The sequence below is a fragment of the Caballeronia glathei genome (assembly GCF_000698595.1).
Taxonomy (GTDB): Bacteria; Pseudomonadota; Gammaproteobacteria; order Burkholderiales; family Burkholderiaceae; genus Caballeronia; species Caballeronia glathei.
The window spans coordinates 232,739-252,541 of record NZ_JFHC01000003.1; the positions used below are offsets into that span (position 1 = coordinate 232,739).

Consider the following 19,803-nt stretch of genomic DNA (forward strand, 5'->3'; position numbering starts at 1 on the left):
CGTCATGGGTTTCGAACAACTGGCTGGACTGAAAGAGCAACTCGCCAAACAGGCGGAGGAAGCCAAGGCGAAGAGCAAGCCGCCGCGCGCACCTCGGCCCGCACGGCCCGCCCCCCGGCCCGCGCGACCGGTCAAGGCAGAGCCAGTGGACCCGGTCGTGCATACGATCGGCAAGCTGCAGAAGCGTTTCCCGCACGCGTTTCCGAAGAATCCGTCGCCCAAGGTGCCGCTCAAGGTCGGTATCTTCGAGGACCTGATGGCCGTTGCGCCGGAACTCGCGCTCAGCGAAGCGGAACTGCGCGAAGCGATCAAGACCTGGTGCCGGGGCAGCCGCTACTGGACGAGCCTGGTCGAAGACGCTGTCCGCGTGAACCTGGCGGGTGACGAGGCGGGGCGCGTGTCGTCCGTCGACGCGGCCCGCGCGCGGCATCTGGAGAAGAAGCGCGCCGCGAGGTCGGGGTCGAAGGCACAAGCCGTTGCGAAGACACCGGCGGCCACGGCTGCACCGGCGGCACCGGTTGCACCGGCGGCACCGGTTGCACCGGTGGCCACGGCCAAACCGGCGGCCCCGGCCACACCAGCTGCACCCGCAGCCACGGCCACACCCGCGGCCACACCCGCGGCCGCGACGGCACAGGAATAGCGGCCCGGTGCGAAGGGCGTGCGCGGCGCGCCAGTTAGTCGGCCGCCGTTGCGAGTCCGGGACTGCGCACGGCCTTCCCGCCGACGAGACACACGATCACCGCCGCCGCGACCAGCACGAACAACGCAAGGCGCAAGCCGATGAAACCCGCGCCAAGTCCGATCAATGGCGGGCCGACCAGAAAGCCCGCATAGCCTGCCGTCGCCGCCATCGATACACCGACCGCCGGCGTCACCGTCGAGCGGCCGGCCGCGCTGAAAATGACGGGAACGATGTTCGCGAGGCCGACGCCGACGAGAGCGAATCCCGCGCACGCCGTCAGAACGCTCGGAAAGCCGAGCACCAGCGCGAGCCCGATCGCCGCGACCAGCCCGCCCAGTGCCACCACCGTGCTCGGACCGAACCGCCGGACCGACACGTCGCCGACGATTCGGCACGCCGCCATCGAAAACGCAAACGCCGAGTAGCCGAGCGCGGCCGCGCTCGCTTCTCCGTTCAAGGCCGAGCGCAGGAAGACGGCGCTCCAGTCGGCCACCGCGCCTTCGACCATCATGCACAGGAACGCGAGCGCGGCGAGCTTCATCACGCCCGCGCCCGGCAGCGCGAGGCCGCCGGCGGGCTCGCTGTGGCGCGCGCCGAGGTCCCGCAACGCGAGGAGGGCGGCTGCAAGCACGATTGCGCCGATGAAGACATCGGGCAGCACGAGCCCCGCCGCGACGCCGCCGCCCCATTTCTGGATCATCGCGCCGGTTGCCGCGCCGAGCAGGCCGCCCGCGCTCCAGGCGGCATGAAACGAGGACATGATCGGCGAGTGCCATTTCGCTTCGATGGTGCTCGCATGCCCGTTCATCGATACGTCGAGCGCGCCGTTCGCCGCCCCGAGCGCGAGCAGCACGAGGCATAGCGAGAACAGATCCGGCACGAACGCGGGCAGCGGCAGCGCAATGGCGAACGCCGCCCCGAGCAGCGCGGTGGTCCGGCCGCTTCCGAAGCGGGGCGCGAGCCGTCCGGCCAGCGGCATCGCGATGATGGCGCCGAGCGCGAACGCGAACAGCGCGATGCCGAGCGCGGTATCGCTGAGCGACAGGCTCTCCTTGATCCGCGGCACCTCGACGGCCCAGGCGCCGATCCCGAAGCCGTTGGCGAGAAACACCGCGAGGGTCGCAATACGTTCCTTGAGGGGCTTCATGAGCGGCTTCATGACGGCACGACCATGACGGAGCCGCACGCCGCTTCGAGTTGCGCCAGCCGGTCGGCGGGCAGTCCGGCTTCGATGATCAGGCAGTCCACCGCCGCCGCCTGCGCGACCACGAACGGCGCCGCGGTCATCAGCTTCTCGGAGGTCATCGCGATGGCGACCTGGCCGCTTGCCCGCACCATCGCCCGCTTGAGTTCGGCGTCGTCGGCGTCGAAGGCGGCGACTCCTTCCGCGGGATCGAACGCGCAGGCGCCGAGGAAGCACAGGTCGGCCCTGATCTGCTGGATTTGCAGCAACGCGGTTGCGCCGACCGAGCCGGCCACGCGAGCGCCGACGCGCCCGCCAATGAGGATGACGTCGAATCCCGGCCGGTCGAGCAGCCGGACGCACGCTTCGGGCGAGTTCGTGACGACCGTCAGATCGGCGTTGTCCGGCAGCGCCTCTGCGATCGCGGCGTTGGTCGAGCCGGCGTCGAGCAGCACGACCTGCGACGGCCGCACGATCGACGCCGCGGCGCGCGCAAGGCGCGCCTTGCGGTCGATCGCTTCGCGCATGCGCGTCGAGGCGGGCGTCCCGGCGGGCGACACGAGCACGGCGCCGCCGTAGACGCGCTTGCAGTGCCCCGCGCTCGCCAGCTCGCGCAAGTGCCGGCGGATGGTGTGCTCGGACGTATCGAACTGGGCCGCCAGCTCAGACGCCAGCACGCGGCCGTGCGTGCGCAGCCGCTCGAGAATCAGCCGTTCGCGTTCCTCGGGCAGAAGCCCGTCCATCGCATCCTGTCGCGTTCGTTGCATGGCTCGTTTTTGCTCGCTGGATAATCGTTCATAAACGAGCATAAAGTATCGTAAACGATCGGAAGGTGCAAGTCAGCTTTTGGGGAACGGCGTTCGGGCGTGGGAGCGTCAATGACCGGGGGGTGGGAGCGGCCTGATCGATCGCGCGGAGCGTGTCTGATTGCAGAGATCGACCTCGCGTCAGCGACGGCCGCTGCGACCCCACACATAGCGCACCCAGCGCTGCCACCGGCTTTTTGGCGGGGAGGGCTCGCGTGCCGCCTGCGCTTCCCGGTCGCGCTCGACGCTCTTTCGCACCTGTTCGTGGATCTCGCGCATCGTCAGGCCGCCGGGACCTGTGAGCTTGTCGGGATCGGGCTTGTCTGCCATGGGTCAGCCTGCATGTCGTGAGTCCGGTTCATCTTGAGCCACATCGCGGGTCGCGGCAAGCGAGCAGCACTGGCCGCAAAACTTGAAATCGACGGCCGCCCCCTCTATACCTCAATGGTCCGGGCACGGCCGTGCTTTCACCGTTCGATGGCGACGAACCGGTGCTGCCAAGCCGCCGCGCGATCCACCCGGACAGGAAGGTCAGACGAAGCAGAATCCATGCAGTTGCAGTCTCTGATCCTGACACCGAAAAGGAAAAACCATGTATCAGCAGACCTATAATCCGTTGGGCAATGTGTTCCTTTCCACCCTGGTTGCCGCCGTCCCGATCCTCACGCTCCTCTACTTCATCGCGCTGCACCGGCATCGCGACACGCATGGCAACGTGCATCTCGGCATCTCGGCGCCCTATGCGGCTTTCTTCGGCGTGATCGCCGCGTTCATCGTCTCGTGCCTCGTCTTCAGGATGCCTGTCGCGTCGGCCATCTCGGCATTCGCGCTCGGTTCGCTGTCCGGATTTCTGGGGATCATCTGGATCGTGCTCGGCGCGATGTTCCTTTACACGATGAGCGTCGTCACCGGCAGGTTCGAGATCGTGAAGGAGTCGATCGTCCACATCTCGTTCGACCGGCGGCTGCAATGCGTGCTGATCGCGTTTTCGTTCGGGGCGATCATCGAGGGCACATCGGGATTCGGAACGCCGGTCGCGATCGCGGGCGCCGTGATGGTGGGCCTCGGCTTCAAGCCATTCCAGTCCGCCGTGCTGAACCTGCTCGCGAACACGGCGCCCGTTGCGTGGGGCGCAATCGGCACGCCGATCGTCACGCTCGCGGCCGTGAGCGGACTCGATCAGGTCACGCTCTCCGCGATGGCGGGCCATCAGTTGCCGATCGTCTCGCTGCTCGTGCCGTTCTGGCTCGTCGCGACGTTCGTGAAGATGGAAGGCGGCACATGGAAGGAGGTCTTCGAGGTCTGGCCCGCGATGCTGTGTGCGGGCGCATCGTTCGCGTTGATGCAGTTCTTCGCTTCCGGGACGCACGCGCTGCATCTGATGACCGACGTGGTGTCGGGCGTCTTCTCCGTGGTCTGCACGGCGCTTTTCCTGCGCTTCGTCTGGCATCCGAAGACGCGCTTCCTGCTTCGTTCGGAGCGTGAGGCGCTCGCGCAGGCGGGCAAGGACACGGCCACGGCGACGACGGACAGGAGCGAGTGGAAATACGGCTACACCGCCGGACAGACCGCCTATGCATGGATGCCGTGGGTGATCCTGATCGCCTGCTGCGCGCTGTGGGGCGTGCCGGAATTCAAGAAGTTCCTCAACGGTCTGTTCGCCGGGGTGTCGTTCAGCACGACGCTGCTCGGCTCCAAGTTCAGCGGGACGCTCTCGCTGCCCGTCTGGGACATGCCGGCGCTGCACAACCTCGTTCAGCGCATGCCGCCGGTGGCGGCCGTCAATGCGAAACCGGAGGCCGCACGCTTCATGATCAACTGGCTGTCGGCTGCGGGCACGGGCGTTTTCGCGGCGGCGATCCTGTCCGGCCTCGTGCTCAGGCTGAGCGCGCGGCAATGGAAGGAGGCCTTCACGCAGACCATGCAGCGGATGAAGATTCCGGTGCTGGTCATCGCTCAGGTGCTGGGTCTCGGGTTCCTGACGCGCTATTCGGGCACGGATGCCGTGCTCGGCATCGCGTTCACCGGCGCCGGCTTCTTTTACCCGTTCTTCGCGGCCTACCTGGGCTGGCTCGGCGTATTCCTGACCGGCTCCGATACGGCGTCGAACGCGCTCTTCGGCAGCCTGCAGCGCATCACCGCGCAGCAGCTCAATCTGAATCCGATCCTGATCGTCGCGACCAATTCGACCGGCGGCGTGATGGGCAAGATGATCGACGCGCAATCCATCATGGTGGCGTGCGCGGCCTGCTACGACGATCCGAAGGAGCGGTCGTTCGCCATGGGACCGATCTTCCGGACGGTCTTCTGGCATTCGCTTGCGGGCGCCGCGGTGATCGGCGTGATCGCGATGTTGCAGGCCTACGTGTTCCCGTGGATGATTCCGATACCGCCTGCCGGCAACTGAGCACGCTCGAAACCCCGGACAGGCGCACGAAGGCGCCGATGTCACGGCCGGAACAGCAGGGTGCCGTTCCGGCGCAAGCAGCCCGCATTCGGCCCGGGCCAATTCATAACGGGGATATTCATGCAGATTTACGGTCGGCGCAGTTCGATCAACGTCCAGAAGGTACTGTGGTGTCTCGCCGAACTCGGCTTCGACGAAGGACGCGATTTCGAGCGCATCGAAGCGGGCTTGCAGTACGGCGTGGTCGACACGCCCGAGTTTCTCGCCCTCAATCCGAACGGGCAGGTGCCGACGCTCGTCGACGGCGAACTGGTGCTGTGGGAATCGAATACGATCGTGCGCTATCTCGCGGCGTCGCGCGGCAACGACGCATTGCTGCCGCCCGCGCCCGCGGCCCGCGCCGACGTCGAGCGCTGGATGGACTGGCAACTGGGCACGCTCTGGCCGATCCTGCGTGTCGCGTTTCTGGGTCTCACGCGAACGCCCGAGGCCGAGCGCAACTACGCGGCGATCAAGACTTCGCATCGAGAAGGGGCGCGCCTGCTTCGTATCGCGGATGGCGTGCTCGGCAAGCAGCCGTATCTTGCGGGCGCGGGCTTCACGGCCGCGGACATTTGCGTCGCGCTGGCGGCGACTCGCTGGTTCGACCTGGCAGGAACATTCTCCGATCTGCTCGGCGCCTATCCCGAGATGCCGGCATTGAGCGCCTGGCTGACGCGGGCGATGGATCGCGCGGCATATCGCAAGGCCGTGACGGCCTGAACGATCCGGTTCTTCTCCTCTCCTCTCCTCTCCTCTCCTCTTCGCAGCAGCACCGCCCGGACGGATTCGCACCCGGGCGGCGGCTCGTTCGTGCCGCCATGCGCCGCAAGGCAACGGGGCCCGTCGCACCGGATCACCCCGGTTACGGATAGACTACGCAATCGCGGCGATGCAGGGTTCCGGCAAGGCAGTGGACGGAACCCGCTCTGCGCCCCGGCAAGCAACCCGCGGCCGGCTACAGGAACGGCTTCTTTACCCATTACCACGAGGACCCACGCATGGATCGGCTGGAAACGATGGAGATATTCAAGCGAGTGGTCGAGACCAACAGCTTCTCCAAGGCTTCCGAACTGCTCGACCTGCCACGGCCGAAGATAACCCGGGCGATTCAGATACTCGAGCAGCACGTGGGCGTGCGGCTTCTGAATCGCTCGACGCGGCGCGTCAGCGTGACCGAGGACGGAGCGCTTTTTTACGAGCGTTGCGTGCAGATTCTCGCCGACGTGCTGGACGCGGAGTCTTCGCTGTCGAACAAGCGCGAAAGTCCGGCGGGCACGATTCGCGTCGATACGTCGGGGACCATTGCACGTGCGCTGCTGCTGCCGTCATTGCATCAGTTCTACGAGGAGCACCCGGAAATCGACGTTCGCCTGGGGCTCGCCGACCGCGTCATCGACCTGATTCAGGACGGCGCCGACTGCGTCATTCGCATGGGGGGACTGGAAGAATCGAGCCTCGTTGCGAGGCGCATCGGAGATGCGCGCATCGTCACCTGCGCGTCGCCTGCGTATCTCGAGCGCTATGGCGTACCGTCCACGCTCGACGAGCTCTCGAATCACTGGGCGATCAACTACGTCTCGGCGCGCAGCGGCAGAACGTTTCCGTTCGAGTACAGCGTGGAAGGCGAGACCGTCAGAATACCCATGAAGAGCATGCTGGCCGTGAACGACGGCTCCACCTACATCACGGCGGCCGAGCTGGGGTACGGCATCATCCAGCCCTCGCGCTTCATGGCGGCGAAGCTGATCGAGCAGGGCAGGCTGCAGGAGATTCTGACCGAGCACGAGAGTCCGTCGACGACGGTTTCGATTGTCTATCCGCATCGGAACCTGACTGCGAAGCTTCGCATCTTCGCCGACTGGGTCTACGCCCTCGCGCAGCGCAACCCGGACTTGCGCATTCAGCGCGAGTGAGTGTCCCGGATCACGCAGCGTCCTGCAGAGGCGGCAGGCTGCACTGAAACGTCGCGCCGCGCCCGGCATTGTTGGACGCGCGCATGCGCCCTCCATGGGCTTCGATGATCGAGCGGCAGATCGAGAGGCCGATACCCATTCCGTTGGGCTTCGTGCTGAAGAAGGCATCGAAAAGCCGCTTTGAATTCTCGGGTTCGATTCCGGTGCCGGTATCCTGCACCTCGACGACGAGATGGCCGTCGTCGTCCTGGCGCGACTCGATCGTCAGTTCGCGCGGCGCATTGCCGTTGGCGTTCATCGACTGGAGGCCGTTCATCACCAGATTGATGATGACCTGCTGAAGCTGAACGCGGTCGCCGAGCAGCGGCGGGAGTCCCGTCGCGAGCTTCAGCCGCAGCGCGACCTGATGGTTGAGCACCTCGCGCTGCGTGAGGATCACGACATCGTTGATGACATCGCTGAGGTCGAGCGGCATCTTCGCCGGCGTGTCACGCTTGGCGAGCGTGCGGATGCGATGGACGATCTCGCCCGCGCGCCTGCCTTCACTGATGATGCTGGTCACGCAGCTCTGCACTTCATCCAGTTGCGGCGTCTCGCGGCCGAGCCATCGCAGACATGCTTCGCCGTTGGTCACGATGGCGGAAAGCGGCTGGCCGACTTCGTGCGCGATGGATGCGCTCAGCTCTCCGAGCGTCGTCACGCGCGTCACGCGCGCGAGTTCCGTCTGCGCTTCATGCAGCTGTTGCTCCGCCTGCTTGGTTGCGGTCACGTCCATGATCGCGCCCACGAAACGGAGGTCGCCCGATTCGTCAGACGCCGCACGCGCGACGACATGAAGGTGCTTGGTGGACCCGTCGGGCATCAGCAGCCGGTGCTCGACGTCGAAATCCTGCCGCGTGTCCGTCACGAAGTCGATGAGCCGGCGCATCCGCGCCCGGTCGTCCGGATGCACACGCTGAATGATGAGATCGACGGTTGCGTGGACGCCCGGATCGTATTCGAAGATCCGGAAGCTTTCCTCTGACCAAAAGACTTCGCCGCTCGCAACGTCCCATCCGAAACTGCCGGTGCGGCTCAGCTTTTGCGCCTCGGCGAGCGAGGTCGCCTGGCTTTGCTTGAGCAGCTCCTCGGCGCGCCTGCGCGCCGTGATGTCATTGCCGCTCTCGAGCGTTGCGTGCGGTTTGCCGTTCGCATCGCGTTGCAGCGACCACCGGCTCGCGACGATCACTTCCGTGCCGTCGCGCTTGGTGTGAATCAGCTCGCCGTCCCAGCGGCCCGTACGCACCAGCGTGTCGGTAATGTCCACGAGAGGAAGCGGAAAGCGCGTGCGCAGGAAGTCGTGGATGTTCTTGCCGACGGCGTCGCGCTTGGTCCAGCCGTACAGCTCTTCGGCGCCGCGGTTCCAGTAGGTGATTTCGCCGATCATGTCGCGAACGATCACGGTATCGTGCGTGAGGTCGAGCAGCAGGTCCTGTTCGCTCTGCGCTTCCCCGAGCTTGCGGATATGTCTGACGAGCGCGGTGACGGCAAGCGATGCGATCAGGAAGGTGATCAAGGCCGGCATGTCGTCCTTGAACTGCATCTGGAACTTGAAGATCGGCTTGATGAAAAAGAAATCGAGGCAGAAAACGGAGATCAGGGACAGGAGGGCCGAGACGGCGAAGCTGTCCAGCAGCGACACCAGTACGATCACGATCAGATACAGCGATTCGGCGCCCACTGCCTCGAGCCCGAGTTCAAGGCACAGCCAGGTAACCAGCCCGAGGGCGACGCAGCCGGAGAGAAAAACCAGGGTGACATACCGCAATCGTGCGATACGGTCCTTCATGTTTGAGCGCGGCATGCGGCGTGCCGGCGGAACCTTCGGATCGTCGCCATTTGCTTGGCCGAAGAGAGAACTCATGATGTTTCGAACGATTGCGGTGGCTGAATAATTCGGATCTCCGTGTGCTTCGGTTCCGAGGGGGCAGGGGCTGTCTTGCTGACATGTTACTTTACCGCGCTCCTGCGGGACGCCGGATTCGCTGAGGCATGCAAGCGGTGACTACTCGCGCATAGTCTACGTGATCATTTTGTTTTCGGCAGAACGGCCGGCGCGGGATGGCGTGGAGAGCGAAGCATGATGCGGCATTGCACGAAAGCGTGCGGCTCCCGTTGCCCGGCTCGTGCGGCGTGATGTTCCGCGGCACGGCGGGCGACCCCACGGCCATAGCATATAGCCGACGGGCGCAATTGATAGTTAGTGTTTTTGATGATCAGGCCAATGGCCGTTTTATACATCGGCCTGACGGCGCGAGCCGCACGGACGTGCCACTTCGGGGTGGCGCAGGAAAGCGGGCGCACCCGGTCTTTCGTGAGAAAACGAACGGGTGTCCGCAACATTGGCTGTCGCCCGGGCCGGTCCCGGCTTCACAATGCGTCCGCGGGTTATGATCGCGGCGATGCGTCGGCGCCGGCGAGATGGATCGCACGGACTGTCAGCGCCGCATGCGCCCCGTTGCGCTTCACCCCTTTCTCCTGCCGCCTGCAACCATGAGCATCGTCCCTCGCCTCGACCACACGACACTTGCCGCACACGCATCCCGCTCTCAGGCAGTGACCGAAACGTGCGCATGCACGGCCACCGAGCAAGCCGACGGATGGCAAAGCCAGCCGCTCTCGCTGCCCGAAGCACAACTGCGTGAAATAGGCACGCTGATCGAAGCGCACGACGAGGAGGCGACTTTCAGCGAATACCATCCCGGCGGCACGCGATACTGGTCCCCCGATGCGCCGATCGCACCGCGCTACTTTCCCTACAACCGCTGCACCGTCTGGGAATGCACCGTCTGCACGCGCTGCTTCCTGCGCTATACGGAGGGCGGTGGCTATTTCGTCGATCGCCGGATTCGCGCGCTGAATGCGTCGCTGCTCTTGGATGCGCCGCTGCTGGACGACTGATCGCCGGGTTGCTGGCGCGAGCCTGTATTGCGAGAGCGGGGCGACGCGGCCTGTGCGGTGCCGCCGCTGTCGCCGAAGATATCCGCAACCCAGCCGACGAAGCACTGCACCGCCGCCGAGGTCTGCCGGCTATAGGGATACACGATCGATACGGGCATCGGCTTCGTGCGCTGATGCGCGAGCACTTCCTTGAGCCGCCCGGTCGCGAGATAGGGCTTCACGATCAGCTCGGACAGCTGCACCATGCCCAGTCCTTCGAGCGCGCAGTGAATGTAGGCTTCGGTCTCGTTGACGGAAAAGCGGCTCGCCATCGGCACGCAGACCGCCTCGCCGTCGACGTTGAACCGCCAGTCGAGCGGGCGGCCCGTCGTGCCTGACAGATAGTTCACCGCGAGATGAGCGGAGAGATCCTGCACGGAGCGCGGCTCGCCATGCGTCTTCAGATAGAGCGGAGAGGCGCACGTGATCCATTGCAGCAAGCCGATGCGGCGGGCGACGAGCGCCGAATCCGACAGTTCGCCCGAGCGGATCGCGCAGTCGATGCCGTCGTAGATGAGATCGGCGGGACGGTCGCTCAGGCCCAGGATCAGTTCGATATCGGGGTACTGCCGCTCGAATTCGGTCAGCCGCGGCACGAGCACCGCGCGCGCGAGTGCGCCGGGCATGTCCACGCGCACGCGCCCCTTCGGCGCCGCGGCGCTCGATGCGATCTCCCCTTCCGTTGCCGCGATGTCGGCGAGGATCGAGCGGCAGCGCTCGTAGTAGAGCGCCCCCGGCTCGGTGAGATTGAGGCTGCGCGTGCTGCGGCGCAGGAGCGGCGTGCCGAGATGGGCCTCGAGCTGCTTGAGCGTGGTCGTCACCGACGATCGCGGCACGCCGAGCGATTCCGCCGCCCGCGTGAAGCTGCGCGTTTCCACGATGCGTACGAAGGTCGCCATCGCCTGCAACTTGTTCATGGTGATTTTTTCGGGAAGTGCGTGTTGGCGCGTTTGGGGGAAGCGTCGTGCATGAAGGCGCCGGTCACGGAAAAAGCGGCCCTGGTCCAGCCGGAATATAGCGCAGGCGCGAATCGCATGAACCGGCGGCCTGCTCCGGAACATGCCCTGCGGACCGCACGCATCGTTCGATCCGTGCGCGCACCATGTTCCGCCACGCCGAACAATGCCGCGCGTGCCGTGAACTAAGCTTTGATCCGTCCGGGCGAGGTGTCGTGGCGTTCAACGCCGCGCTGCCCTGCAAGCGGCGCCGGCAATGCGTCCGGCATCACCCGTCTTTCCTGTGACATGCAAACACGCACTGCCGGCAAACCGCCCGCTTCCCTCGTTCACCCTATCGTTCAGAAAGGTCACACCCATGTCGCACAGCAACTCGATTCTCGTTCTCGGCGCCGGCGAACTCGGCATGTCCGTCCTGCGCAATCTGGCCAAACGCGCGCCTTCGTCCGGCCTTGCCGTCACGGTTCTCCTTCGTCCATCGACGATTCATTCCGCCGATCCGGACAAGCAGAAGGATATCGCCGAACTGCGCTCGCTCGGCGTCGATCTCCTTGCGGGGGATCTCGTGGCGGAATCGGCGGCCGGCCTCGCCGCGCGCTTTGCCCGCTTCGACACCGTGATCAGCTGTACGGGCTTCGTCGCCGGAACGGGCGTGCAGTTGAAGCTCGCGCAAGCCGTGCTCGATGCCGGCGTGAAGCGCTATTTTCCGTGGCAGTTCGGTGTCGACTATGACGTGATCGGCAAAGGCAGCGCGCAGGACCTGTTCGATGAACAGCTCGACGTGCGCAATCTCCTGCGCGGGCAGGACCGGACCGAATGGGTCATCGTGTCGACGGGCATGTTCACGAGCTTTCTCTTCGAGCCTTCCTTCGGCGTGGTGGACCTCGCGCGCAACACGGTGCACGCGCTCGGCGCGTGGGACAACGCCGTGACCGTGACGACGGCCGAAGACATCGGCGCGCTTACCGCGCAGATCCTGCTCGCCGAGCCGCGCATCGTCAACGAGGTGGTGTACACCGCAGGCGATACGCTCACCTACGAGCGTCTTGCGGACACGGTGGATGCCGTGCTCGGCCGCAAGGTCAGCCGGGTGGAATGGCGCATGCCCACGCTGGAAGAAGAATTAAGCGAGGAGCCCGGCGATCCGATCAGGAAGTACAGGGTGGTGTTCGGCGCGGGCCGGGGTGTCGCGTGGGAGCAGGACAAGACCTTCAACGCACGTCGCGGTCTCGACGTCGCCGGGGTTGAAGACTGGATGCGCCAGCATCTTCTTTGAATGCAGGCGCATTCGTTGCGTTCATGGCGCCACGTTTGCGATCACAGCGATTTCGACGTGACGTCCAGTTCCTCGAACCGCTTCCATTTGTATACGGCCACGGAAAGCAGCCAGCTCACGACGAACACGCCGACCACCAGATAGCCGATCGTGCCGAAGTTGTCGTTGAGCTTGCCCATCGCGTCCCAGAAGGCGCCGCTCAGATGCAGCTTCTCCGCAAGCAGGCCGAGGCCCTCGATGCTCGCGATCAGGAGCGCGACGACCACCGAAACCGACGTGATGATGATGTTGTAGTAGAGCTTGCGCACCGGCTTCACGAAGGCCCAGCCATACGCGCCGAGCATGAGGATGCTGTCCGTTGTGTCGATCAGCGTCATGCCGGCCGTGAAGAGCACGGGAAAGACGAGTATCGACCAGATCGGCAGGCCCTGCGTCGCGCTCGCCGCGGACAGTCCGAGCAATGCGACCTCCGTTGCGGTGTCGAAGCCGAGGCCGAACAGGAAGCCGAGAAAGTACATGTGCCAGCTTTTCGTCACGAGCCGAAAGAGCGGCCTGAAGATGCGCGCAAGAAAGCCGCGGTCGGCGAGCAGCATGTCGAAGTCTTCCTCGACGTAGGGTTCGCCTCGCCGCACGCGGCCGAAGGCGCGCAGCACGGAACGCAGGATCACGAGATTCATCACCGCGATGGCGAACAGAAAGAACGTCGACACGAGCGTGCCGATCAGTCCGCCGATTTCCCGAAAGCCGTCGAGCCGTGCCTGCAGCGCCATCGACGCGGCGGCGATACCGGCCGAGGCGAGCACGACGATCGTCGAATGGCCGAGCGAGAACATGAGGCCGACCGTGACGGGCCGCTTGCCCACCTGCATCAGCTTGCGGGTCACGTTGTCGATCGCGGCGATGTGGTCGGCGTCCACGGCGTGCCGAAGCCCGAACGAGTAGGCCAGCAGGCTCGTTCCCATCAGCAGCGGATAGTCGTGAAAGGCGGCGAAGGCCCACACCCATGCGCCGACGTTGAACGCGATCAGAAGCGCATAAAGGACGGCGATCTTTCGACGCAGGCCGCCGCGCTGGCCGCTCAACAACGTGTTTACAAGGACATTCATCGATTTTCCCGGTTGCTCTCAGCCGCATAATACTTTTTTCAAAAAAGATCATACTGAAAATCGTCCGGTTACGATGGGGCCGGTCGGCGAGGCAATCAGGAGGCCCTATGCAGAGAATCACGATCACGATCGACGACGAGTTGCTCGCCGTCGTCGACTCATTGATGGAACAGCGCGGCTATTCGAGCCGTTCCGAGGCGTTGCGCGACATCGTCCGCGAGAGCCGCGCGCGCGAGCAAGGCGGCGATTCGGGCCGGCAGTGCGTGGCGACGCTCACCTATGTCTACGACCACGCGACGCGCGATCTCGCCCGGCGCATCACGCAGGCGCATCACGACCGGCACGATCTGGCGGTGGCGAGCATGAGGGTCCATCTGGATCACGAGAGCCTGCTGGAGTCGTCGGTGCTGCGCGGCCGCGCGAACGACGTGACCGCGTTCGCCAACAGCCTCGTCAGCCAGCGCGGCGTGCGGTATGCGCATCTGCACACGATCCCGGTGACGATCGAGCGCGCCCGGCATCATCACGGCGACGACTCGGCGCAGCACGAGCATCTGCATGTCTGATGCGAAGCGGCACGCCGGCGAGTAAGGCGCGTCGCATTTCCTGCAGCATGCAATGAGCGCTCGTCAGTTCGTATGCGTCTCATGCCGATGGGCCTTCCGCTTCAAATACGCCGGCTACACGGCGACGGTGCCGCTCGCGGAGATCCCGCTGACGCCTGGCCGCGTTCCCGCGCCCGGCGACTTCTGCGGCGAGAGCGTGCGCTCCTGAACCGGTGCGGCCCGTGCGCCGCATCGCGTGTCCCCTGATCCGGCAGATCCCCACGTGTCCCGAATCCCGAGGCGCATCCGTCGACGGAACAAGCGATTCATCGCGAGTCGCCGAGACGTCCGCGCGCCAGGCCGTGCGTCGCGCCATGCGCTTTCGAGCAAGATTTCGGGCGCCGTGGATCAAGTCCCTCTAATTTGGCGTTCGTACGATCTGTTCCGTTCCCCTCGGACGCAGCGTGCACCGCAGCCGTGCACGAAGGATCTGCGGTGCGTCCGTTATGCCGTGCATCAGCCGTTCCCACGCGCTTTCCATGAATGCCACCTGGAGCTTCATCGAGATGAATTCCCCGACGCTTTCGACCTTCCCGCTGCGCGGTCTCGCACGTGCCGTCGCCGCCACGCTTGCGGCATGCGCATTCGGCTTCGTCCAGCCGGCAACGGCTGCGCCGTTGCAGCCCGTCGAGTTTTCCGAAGCCGTTCACAACCTCGGCTACATCGATCTGTACGTGGCGCAGCACGCGAAGCTCTTCGAGAAGCATGGTCTGTCCGTGCATGTGACGGCGGCCGGCGGAGACACGCAGGCGTTCGCCGCCGTGCTCGGCAAGACGGCGCAGTTCGCGGTTGGCGATCCGACGATGGTCGAGATGTCGCGCGAGCGTGGCGGACCCGGCATGGTCGTCGGAACGCTGGTGCAGCGCGCGCATTACTTCGGCGTGTCGAAGACGGTGGCGGCGCCCGTCACCGACCCATCGCAGTTCAAGGGGCTGACCTTCGTCACGTCGCCTGACCCGAACACCAACTACAGCGTGACGAAGAAGCTGCTGCAGGACCACGGCCTGAAGCTCGGCACCGATGCGAAGATCATCGAGGTCAATCCCGGCACGGAAATCGGCGCAATGCTCGCGGGCCGCGCCGACATCGCGGTCGCGTATCAGCCGAACGTCGCGGCGGCCGTCGCGCAAGGGGCGAAGGTGGTGTTCGACTTCTCGAGCTATATCGGCCCCTTCTGCAACACCGGGATCATGGTGTTGCCGGACTATGCGAAGGCGCACCCCGATGTCGTGCAGGCACTCGTCAGCGCACTGGAGGAAGCCGCGCGCCTCACCTACGCCAAGCCCGACTATGCCAAGCAGGTGGCGCGCGCCGAGTTCCCCGACGTGCCCGCGGACGTGGTGGATCGCGCGATCGACATGGAACTGCAGTACAAGATTCCGGCGCAGACGATTCCCGTCGAGGCGAAGCAGTGGGACAACCTGATGGCGATGCAGAAGTATCTCGGCAACATCAAGGGATCGCTCACGTTCAACGATGTCATCGACAACAGCTTCTCGTCGAAAGCCGCGAAAACCGCGGCCGCGGGAGCAGGCGTCGCAGTAGCGGCCAAATGAGCATCGCCGGAACGACCGCAGCGGCGGCGGCGCGGGCGCAGACGCCGAGCCCCGAGGCGCATGCGCCGCTCGCCGCGCGCGGCGTCGGCAAAGCGTACGGCGCGGACGACGGCGACGGCGAACTCAATCAGGTCATCGAGGACATCTCCTTCACGCTGCGTGCGGGCGAGATCGTGAGCCTGGTCGGTCCGTCCGGCTGCGGCAAGACGACCCTGCTGAACCTGATGAGCGGTCTCGTGCGGCCGACGCGCGGGGCGGTGTTCTGGCACGGCCGCCCGCTTCTGGACGTGCCCAAGGGCATCGGCTACATGCTCCAGAAGGACATGCTGATGGCATGGCGCACCGCGCTCGGCAACGTGACCCTTGGGCTGGAACTGGCCGGCATGCCGCGCGCGCGTCGCGAGAAGAAGGCGCACACGATGCTCGCGAAGGTCGGGCTCGGGCCGTTCTACGACTATTACCCCTCCGCGCTGTCGGGCGGCATGCGCCAGCGCGTGGCGCTTGCCCGTACGCTCGTGACCGACCCCGAAGTGATCCTGCTCGACGAACCGTTCGCCGCACTCGACTTTCAGACGAAGGTGGTGCTGGAAAGCGACATGGCGCGCCTCGTCAGGAGCGAGGGGCGCTCCGTGCTGCTGATCACGCATGACGTGGAAGAGGCGGTGTCGCTGTCGGACCGGGTGATCGTGCTCACGCATCGTCCGTCGCGCATCAAGGCTATTCACGACATCCGTCTCGCAGGCGATCGCAACGACATGATGGCCGCCCGCGATGCCGCGGGCTTTACCGCTCACGTGCGCGAGATCTGGTCGCAACTCGACGTGCGCATGGGCGAGCGCTGACAAGGAGTCACACGTGCTCGAAGAGACTCATTCACGAACGCCGCTCGTCATCCCCGTCGCGCGCAGGCGGCGAGGCGTGCTGCGCCGCCTGCGCGGCAGGCTGATGGTCGTCGGCTGCCAGATCGCGCTCCTCGTTGCGCTGCTCGGGCTATGGCAGTTCGCGACCTCGCGGCAGGCGCTCAACGCGTTCCTGTTCGGTTCGCCGAGCGAGATCTGGGAGTTCCTCGTGAAGATGCAGCAGGACGGCAGCCTGGTGCGCGACGCCACCGTGACCGGCATGGAGACGCTGCTCGGCTTCCTGCTCGGCAACGTCATCGGCACGGTGCTGGGGCTGTCTCTGTGGTACTCGCGCTTCATATCGAAGGTGATGCAGCCGTTCATCGTTGCGCTCGGCTCGATTCCGATCGTCGCGCTCGCGCCCATCGTGATCATCTGGTTCGGCACGGGGCTCGCGTCGAAGCTTGCGATGTCGACGCTGTCGGTCGTGGTGGTGGCGCTCGTGATCGCGTACAAGGGCGCGACCGGCGTGGACGACGATCAGATCAACCTGATGCGCACGCTCGGCGCAGCGAAACGGCAGACCTTCTTCAAGCTCGTCATTCCCGCGTCGCTGCGCGATATCTTCGCGGGCTTCAGGCTCACGGCGGGCTTCGCGCTGATCGGCGCCATTCTGGGCGAGTTCATGTCGTCGTCCGACGGCCTCGGCCATGCGATCTTCAAGGCGGGCAGCCTGTACATCATTCCCAAGGTGTTCGCCGGCGTGGTCGTGACCATCGCGCTCGCGCTGCTGCTTTCCTTTCTGGTCGGCAGGCTCGAGCGCCTGCTCATGCCCTGGCACAAGTTCGATTGAAAGCCGCCGCGTGCCGCCGCATGGGCGGCGCGTGGCACCGCTGCAACCCGTCCGAGGAGCACACCGCAATCCATGAGCATCCAGCACCCGAATCACCAGATCATCCGCAAGAGCGAACTGAAATACGCGCTGGCGGCCACGGACGGTTTCATCGCCGAAGTCGAACCCGGCGAGACGTTCGAAGTCGAGACCGAGCTCAACATCGGCGGACACCTGATCACGCATCTCCACGAGAAACTCGACGAATCGAAGGTGACGCTGCCGTTCGTCAATCCGGCGACAGGCCCCGTGCGCGTGCGCGGCGCGAAACCGGGCGACATGGTCGTGATCGACGTCATCGAGGTGGGCGTGCACGGACTGGGCTATACCGCGCTGTGGCCGGGCATCGGCATCTTCCCGGACTGGGTGCGCAAGAAGGAGTTCGGCATCCAGAACCGCAATGTCGTGGTGGAGGACGGCATCGTTCACTGGAGCGACACGCTCAAGCTCGAAGCCCGCCCGATGATCGGCGTGATCGGCGTGGCGCCGGTCGCGGGCGGCACGCTGACCGTGGACAACGGCACGCACGGCGGCAACCTCGACATTCAGGAAGTCACGAACGGCAACCGCATCTGCTTCCCGGTGTTTCATGAAGGCGCGTACCTGTACTTCGGCGACGTGCACGCGCTGCAGGGTGACGCCGAATGCAACGGCATGGGCGCGATCGAGATACGGGGGCATCTGAAGCTCAGGGTCGATCTCGCCCGCGCGCCGAGCCGGATGACCTGGCCGCGCATCGAAACGCCGACGCACATCTGCACCGTCGGGTGCGCCCGTCCGCTCGACGACGCGCTGCGCATCGCGTTCGAGGAGATGATCTACTGGCTCGAAGAGGGCTACGGCATTCCCGGCCCCGAGGCGTACATGCTGCTGGGCCAGATCGCCGAGGCACGCTGCACGCAGATGGTGAATCCGAAGTTCACTTACATCTGCAAGGTGGCGAAGAAGTATCTGCCGAGGCGCTGAGGACTTGCGCTTCCCCGGCATGCCGGACGTTTAACGCCGTAATCATCCTGATTGCGGATGCATGACGTGCAAATGAGGGGCATGTGCGCTCCGCGTTAGTGATCGCTGCACCACGAACCGGCTCGTCGTCCGCATGCCCCATGAAGTCCCCGGGCTGCGCGCGATCCGCGCGGCGCCCGGCCCGCAAGGCATTGCGGACCGGGGACGCGCCGATGCTCACGCTTGGCATGTCTCGTGCATTAGGTGCGTTCAAACTTGTATTCAAGATTGAACGCATGCATCCGACCACGCCTCGCAGCCCTTTGCTCGCGGCGCAGGCCCTTCAGGGCGCCTGCGCCGGCCGGCGTGCTGCGCCACGTTGCTTCGTGGCCAATGCCGCTCGCGCATTCCCATTCGATTCGCCTCGCCGCCGTCCGTGCATCGTGCGCGAACTCGCAGGCGCACCCGACAACATCTCAACCAGGAATTCGACACTATGACGAGTCGTCGCAACTTCATCCAGGGCGCCGGCATGCTTGCGCTCGGCAGCATGCTGCCTTTCGAAACGGCGTCCGCGGCGAGCAAGCTGACGGTCGGCGTGATCTACGTCGGCGCGCGCGGCGACTATGGCTACAACCAGGCGCAGGCGATCGCGGCGAACGTGATCAAGAAGCTGCCGGACGTGAAGGTGGTCGAACAGGAGAACGTGCCCGAGACGATCGCCGTGCAGAAGACGATGGAAGCGATGATCGAGCAGGACGGCGCGACGCTGATCTTCGCGACGTCGTACGGCTATTTCGATCCGCACGTGCTCAAGGTGGCCGCGAAATATCCGAAGGTGCGTTTCGCGCATTGCGGCGGCGTGTGGAAGCCGGGCAACCCGCCGAACATCACGAGCTACTTCGGCTATATCGACGAGTGCATGTACCTGAACGGTGTCGTCGCGGGCCACATGACGAAGAGCAAGAAGCTCGGCTTCGTCGCCGCGAAACCGATCCCGCAGGTGCTGCGCAACATCAACGCATTCACGCTCGGCGCCCAGTCCGTCGATCCCGCCATCACCACGCAGGTGATCTTCACGGGCGACTGGTCGATGCCCGTCAAGGAGGCGGAAGCCACCAACAGCCTCGTCGATCAGGGCTGCGACGTGCTGTCGTGCCATGTCGACGGACCGAAGGTCGTGATCGAGACCGCGGAGAAGCGCGGCGCGATGAGTTGCGGCTACCACGCGAGCCAGGCGGCGCTCGCGCCCAAGGGCTACCTGACCGGGGCGGAATGGGACTGGGCGACGCCCTACGGGGAGCTTGTCACCGCGGCGCAGACCGGCAAGCCGACGGCCAACGTGCTGCGCGGCGGCCTGAAGGAAGGTTTCGTGAAGATGTCGCCCTACGGCGCGAAGGTCACGCAGCAGGCGAAGCAGAACGCCGACCAGATCAAGACGAGCATGACGGCCGGCCAGTTCGTGATCTTCAAGGGGCCGCTGAAGGACAACAAGGGCGGCATGGCTGTTGCGGCCGGCACGAGCCACGCGCAGACGGACTACTCGCTCGAGAGCATGAACTATCTGGTGGCCGGCGTCGTGGGCCAGATCTGATTCATGCATTCGGGTACAT

19 protein-coding genes are annotated in these 19,803 nt (G+C 65.2%); 13 read left to right on the forward strand and 6 right to left on the reverse strand.

What is annotated here, in order from left to right; translation table 11 throughout:
- Positions 1–4: 4 nt before the first annotated feature.
- The gene (locus BG61_RS04220; RefSeq protein WP_035935291.1) at positions 5–643 is read left to right on the forward strand and encodes a ProQ/FinO family protein; all 639 of its coding nucleotides are present in this window, start codon (positions 5–7) and stop codon (positions 641–643) included.
- Between the two features lie 34 nt (positions 644–677).
- On the opposite strand, the gene BG61_RS04225 is transcribed toward BG61_RS04220, so the two are convergent.
- From BG61_RS04225 to BG61_RS04235, 3 genes are all read right to left on the reverse strand, one after another.
- Positions 678–1,832, reverse strand: coding sequence for an MFS transporter (locus BG61_RS04225; protein WP_051672266.1), 1,155 nt, complete (start codon positions 1,830–1,832; stop codon positions 678–680).
- 8 nt (positions 1,833–1,840) lie between these two features.
- A complete protein-coding gene (locus BG61_RS04230; protein ID WP_035935295.1) occupies positions 1,841–2,635 on the reverse strand; it encodes a DeoR/GlpR family DNA-binding transcription regulator in 795 nt (264 codons plus the stop codon).
- A gap of 180 nt (positions 2,636–2,815) precedes the next feature.
- Positions 2,816–3,004, reverse strand: a complete 189-nt coding sequence (locus tag BG61_RS04235) for a hypothetical protein (protein WP_035935297.1) — start codon at positions 3,002–3,004, stop codon at positions 2,816–2,818.
- Between the two features lie 262 nt (positions 3,005–3,266).
- On the opposite strand from BG61_RS04235, the gene BG61_RS04240 reads away from it, so the two are divergent.
- From BG61_RS04240 to BG61_RS04250, 3 genes are all read left to right on the forward strand, one after another.
- The gene (locus BG61_RS04240) at positions 3,267–5,081 is read left to right on the forward strand and encodes an L-lactate permease (RefSeq protein ID WP_035935299.1); all 1,815 of its coding nucleotides are present in this window, start codon (positions 3,267–3,269) and stop codon (positions 5,079–5,081) included.
- 120 nt (positions 5,082–5,201) lie between these two features.
- Complete coding sequence (locus BG61_RS04245) at positions 5,202–5,843, forward strand: glutathione S-transferase family protein (protein WP_035935300.1); 642 nt, start codon at positions 5,202–5,204, stop codon at positions 5,841–5,843.
- 278 nt (positions 5,844–6,121) lie between these two features.
- Entirely contained in the window at positions 6,122–7,036 is a 915-nt protein-coding gene (locus BG61_RS04250; protein ID WP_035935302.1) for a LysR family transcriptional regulator, read from the forward strand.
- Between the two features lie 10 nt (positions 7,037–7,046).
- On the opposite strand, the gene BG61_RS04255 is transcribed toward BG61_RS04250, so the two are convergent.
- On the reverse strand, positions 7,047–8,864 hold the full coding sequence (locus BG61_RS04255) for an ATP-binding protein (RefSeq protein WP_161783658.1): 1,818 nt from the start codon (positions 8,862–8,864) through the stop codon (positions 7,047–7,049).
- 704 nt (positions 8,865–9,568) lie between these two features.
- Here BG61_RS04255 and BG61_RS04260 point away from each other — a divergent pair.
- On the forward strand, positions 9,569–9,976 hold the full coding sequence (locus BG61_RS04260; protein WP_129572199.1) for a hypothetical protein: 408 nt from the start codon (positions 9,569–9,571) through the stop codon (positions 9,974–9,976).
- Here BG61_RS04260 and BG61_RS04265 read toward each other — a convergent pair.
- Positions 9,904–10,932 (reverse strand): LysR family transcriptional regulator, encoded by a 1,029-nt coding sequence (locus tag BG61_RS04265; protein WP_063740955.1) that lies wholly within the window; start codon positions 10,930–10,932, stop codon positions 9,904–9,906. The genes BG61_RS04260 and BG61_RS04265 overlap by 73 nt on opposite strands.
- A 397-nt stretch (positions 10,933–11,329) precedes the next feature.
- Between BG61_RS04265 and BG61_RS04270 the strand changes: the two genes are divergently transcribed.
- Complete coding sequence (locus tag BG61_RS04270; protein ID WP_035935306.1) at positions 11,330–12,247, forward strand: aromatic alcohol reductase; 918 nt, start codon at positions 11,330–11,332, stop codon at positions 12,245–12,247.
- 41 nt (positions 12,248–12,288) lie between these two features.
- Here the strand turns inward: BG61_RS04270 and BG61_RS04275 are convergent, their stop codons facing one another.
- Positions 12,289–13,353 (reverse strand): HoxN/HupN/NixA family nickel/cobalt transporter, encoded by a 1,065-nt coding sequence (locus tag BG61_RS04275; RefSeq protein WP_035935309.1) that lies wholly within the window; start codon positions 13,351–13,353, stop codon positions 12,289–12,291.
- A gap of 107 nt (positions 13,354–13,460) precedes the next feature.
- Here BG61_RS04275 and nikR point away from each other — a divergent pair, with 107 nt between their 5' ends.
- From nikR to BG61_RS04305, 7 genes are all read left to right on the forward strand, one after another.
- A complete protein-coding gene (gene nikR / locus BG61_RS04280) occupies positions 13,461–13,919 on the forward strand; it encodes a nickel-responsive transcriptional regulator NikR (RefSeq protein ID WP_035935311.1) in 459 nt (152 codons plus the stop codon).
- Positions 13,920–13,971: 52 nt separating this feature from the next.
- Positions 13,972–14,127, forward strand: coding sequence for a hypothetical protein (locus BG61_RS42695; protein ID WP_161783659.1), 156 nt, complete (start codon positions 13,972–13,974; stop codon positions 14,125–14,127).
- A gap of 310 nt (positions 14,128–14,437) precedes the next feature.
- Complete coding sequence (locus tag BG61_RS04285; RefSeq protein WP_052040563.1) at positions 14,438–15,514, forward strand: ABC transporter substrate-binding protein; 1,077 nt, start codon at positions 14,438–14,440, stop codon at positions 15,512–15,514.
- Entirely contained in the window at positions 15,511–16,356 is an 846-nt protein-coding gene (locus BG61_RS04290; protein ID WP_035935314.1) for an ABC transporter ATP-binding protein, read from the forward strand. The genes BG61_RS04285 and BG61_RS04290 overlap by 4 nt, the downstream gene beginning before the upstream one ends.
- 13 nt (positions 16,357–16,369) lie before the next feature.
- Complete coding sequence (locus tag BG61_RS04295; protein WP_035935321.1) at positions 16,370–17,206, forward strand: ABC transporter permease; 837 nt, start codon at positions 16,370–16,372, stop codon at positions 17,204–17,206.
- A 72-nt stretch (positions 17,207–17,278) separates the two neighbouring features.
- Complete coding sequence (locus BG61_RS04300; RefSeq protein WP_035935323.1) at positions 17,279–18,211, forward strand: acetamidase/formamidase family protein; 933 nt, start codon at positions 17,279–17,281, stop codon at positions 18,209–18,211.
- Between the two features lie 475 nt (positions 18,212–18,686).
- Positions 18,687–19,784: a BMP family ABC transporter substrate-binding protein gene (locus BG61_RS04305; RefSeq protein ID WP_035935325.1), complete on the forward strand. Its 1,098-nt coding sequence runs from the start codon at positions 18,687–18,689 to the stop codon at positions 19,782–19,784.
- Positions 19,785–19,803: the final 19 nt, after the last annotated feature.

Coding starts and splice junctions, on each gene's coding strand:
- BG61_RS04275 (WP_035935309.1), bottom strand. CDS start 13,353: ATGAATGTCCTTGTAAACACGTTGTTGAGCGGCCAGCGCGGCGGCCTG.
- BG61_RS04230 (WP_035935295.1), bottom strand. CDS start 2,635: ATGCAACGAACGCGACAGGATGCGATGGACGGGCTTCTGCCCGAGGAA.
- BG61_RS04225 (WP_051672266.1), bottom strand. CDS start 1,832: ATGAAGCCCCTCAAGGAACGTATTGCGACCCTCGCGGTGTTTCTCGCC.
- BG61_RS04255 (WP_161783658.1), bottom strand. CDS start 8,864: ATGAAGGACCGTATCGCACGATTGCGGTATGTCACCCTGGTTTTTCTC.
- BG61_RS04270 (WP_035935306.1), top strand. CDS start 11,330: ATGTCGCACAGCAACTCGATTCTCGTTCTCGGCGCCGGCGAACTCGGC.
- BG61_RS04235 (WP_035935297.1), bottom strand. CDS start 3,004: ATGGCAGACAAGCCCGATCCCGACAAGCTCACAGGTCCCGGCGGCCTG.
- nikR (WP_035935311.1), top strand. CDS start 13,461: ATGCAGAGAATCACGATCACGATCGACGACGAGTTGCTCGCCGTCGTC.
- BG61_RS04220 (WP_035935291.1), top strand. CDS start 5: ATGGGTTTCGAACAACTGGCTGGACTGAAAGAGCAACTCGCCAAACAG.
- BG61_RS04265 (WP_063740955.1), bottom strand. CDS start 10,932: ATGAACAAGTTGCAGGCGATGGCGACCTTCGTACGCATCGTGGAAACG.
- BG61_RS04260 (WP_129572199.1), top strand. CDS start 9,569: ATGAGCATCGTCCCTCGCCTCGACCACACGACACTTGCCGCACACGCA.
- BG61_RS04300 (WP_035935323.1), top strand. CDS start 17,279: ATGAGCATCCAGCACCCGAATCACCAGATCATCCGCAAGAGCGAACTG.
- BG61_RS04245 (WP_035935300.1), top strand. CDS start 5,202: ATGCAGATTTACGGTCGGCGCAGTTCGATCAACGTCCAGAAGGTACTG.
- BG61_RS04305 (WP_035935325.1), top strand. CDS start 18,687: ATGACGAGTCGTCGCAACTTCATCCAGGGCGCCGGCATGCTTGCGCTC.
- BG61_RS04250 (WP_035935302.1), top strand. CDS start 6,122: ATGGATCGGCTGGAAACGATGGAGATATTCAAGCGAGTGGTCGAGACC.
- BG61_RS04290 (WP_035935314.1), top strand. CDS start 15,511: ATGAGCATCGCCGGAACGACCGCAGCGGCGGCGGCGCGGGCGCAGACG.
- BG61_RS42695 (WP_161783659.1), top strand. CDS start 13,972: ATGAGCGCTCGTCAGTTCGTATGCGTCTCATGCCGATGGGCCTTCCGC.
- BG61_RS04240 (WP_035935299.1), top strand. CDS start 3,267: ATGTATCAGCAGACCTATAATCCGTTGGGCAATGTGTTCCTTTCCACC.
- BG61_RS04285 (WP_052040563.1), top strand. CDS start 14,438: ATGAATGCCACCTGGAGCTTCATCGAGATGAATTCCCCGACGCTTTCG.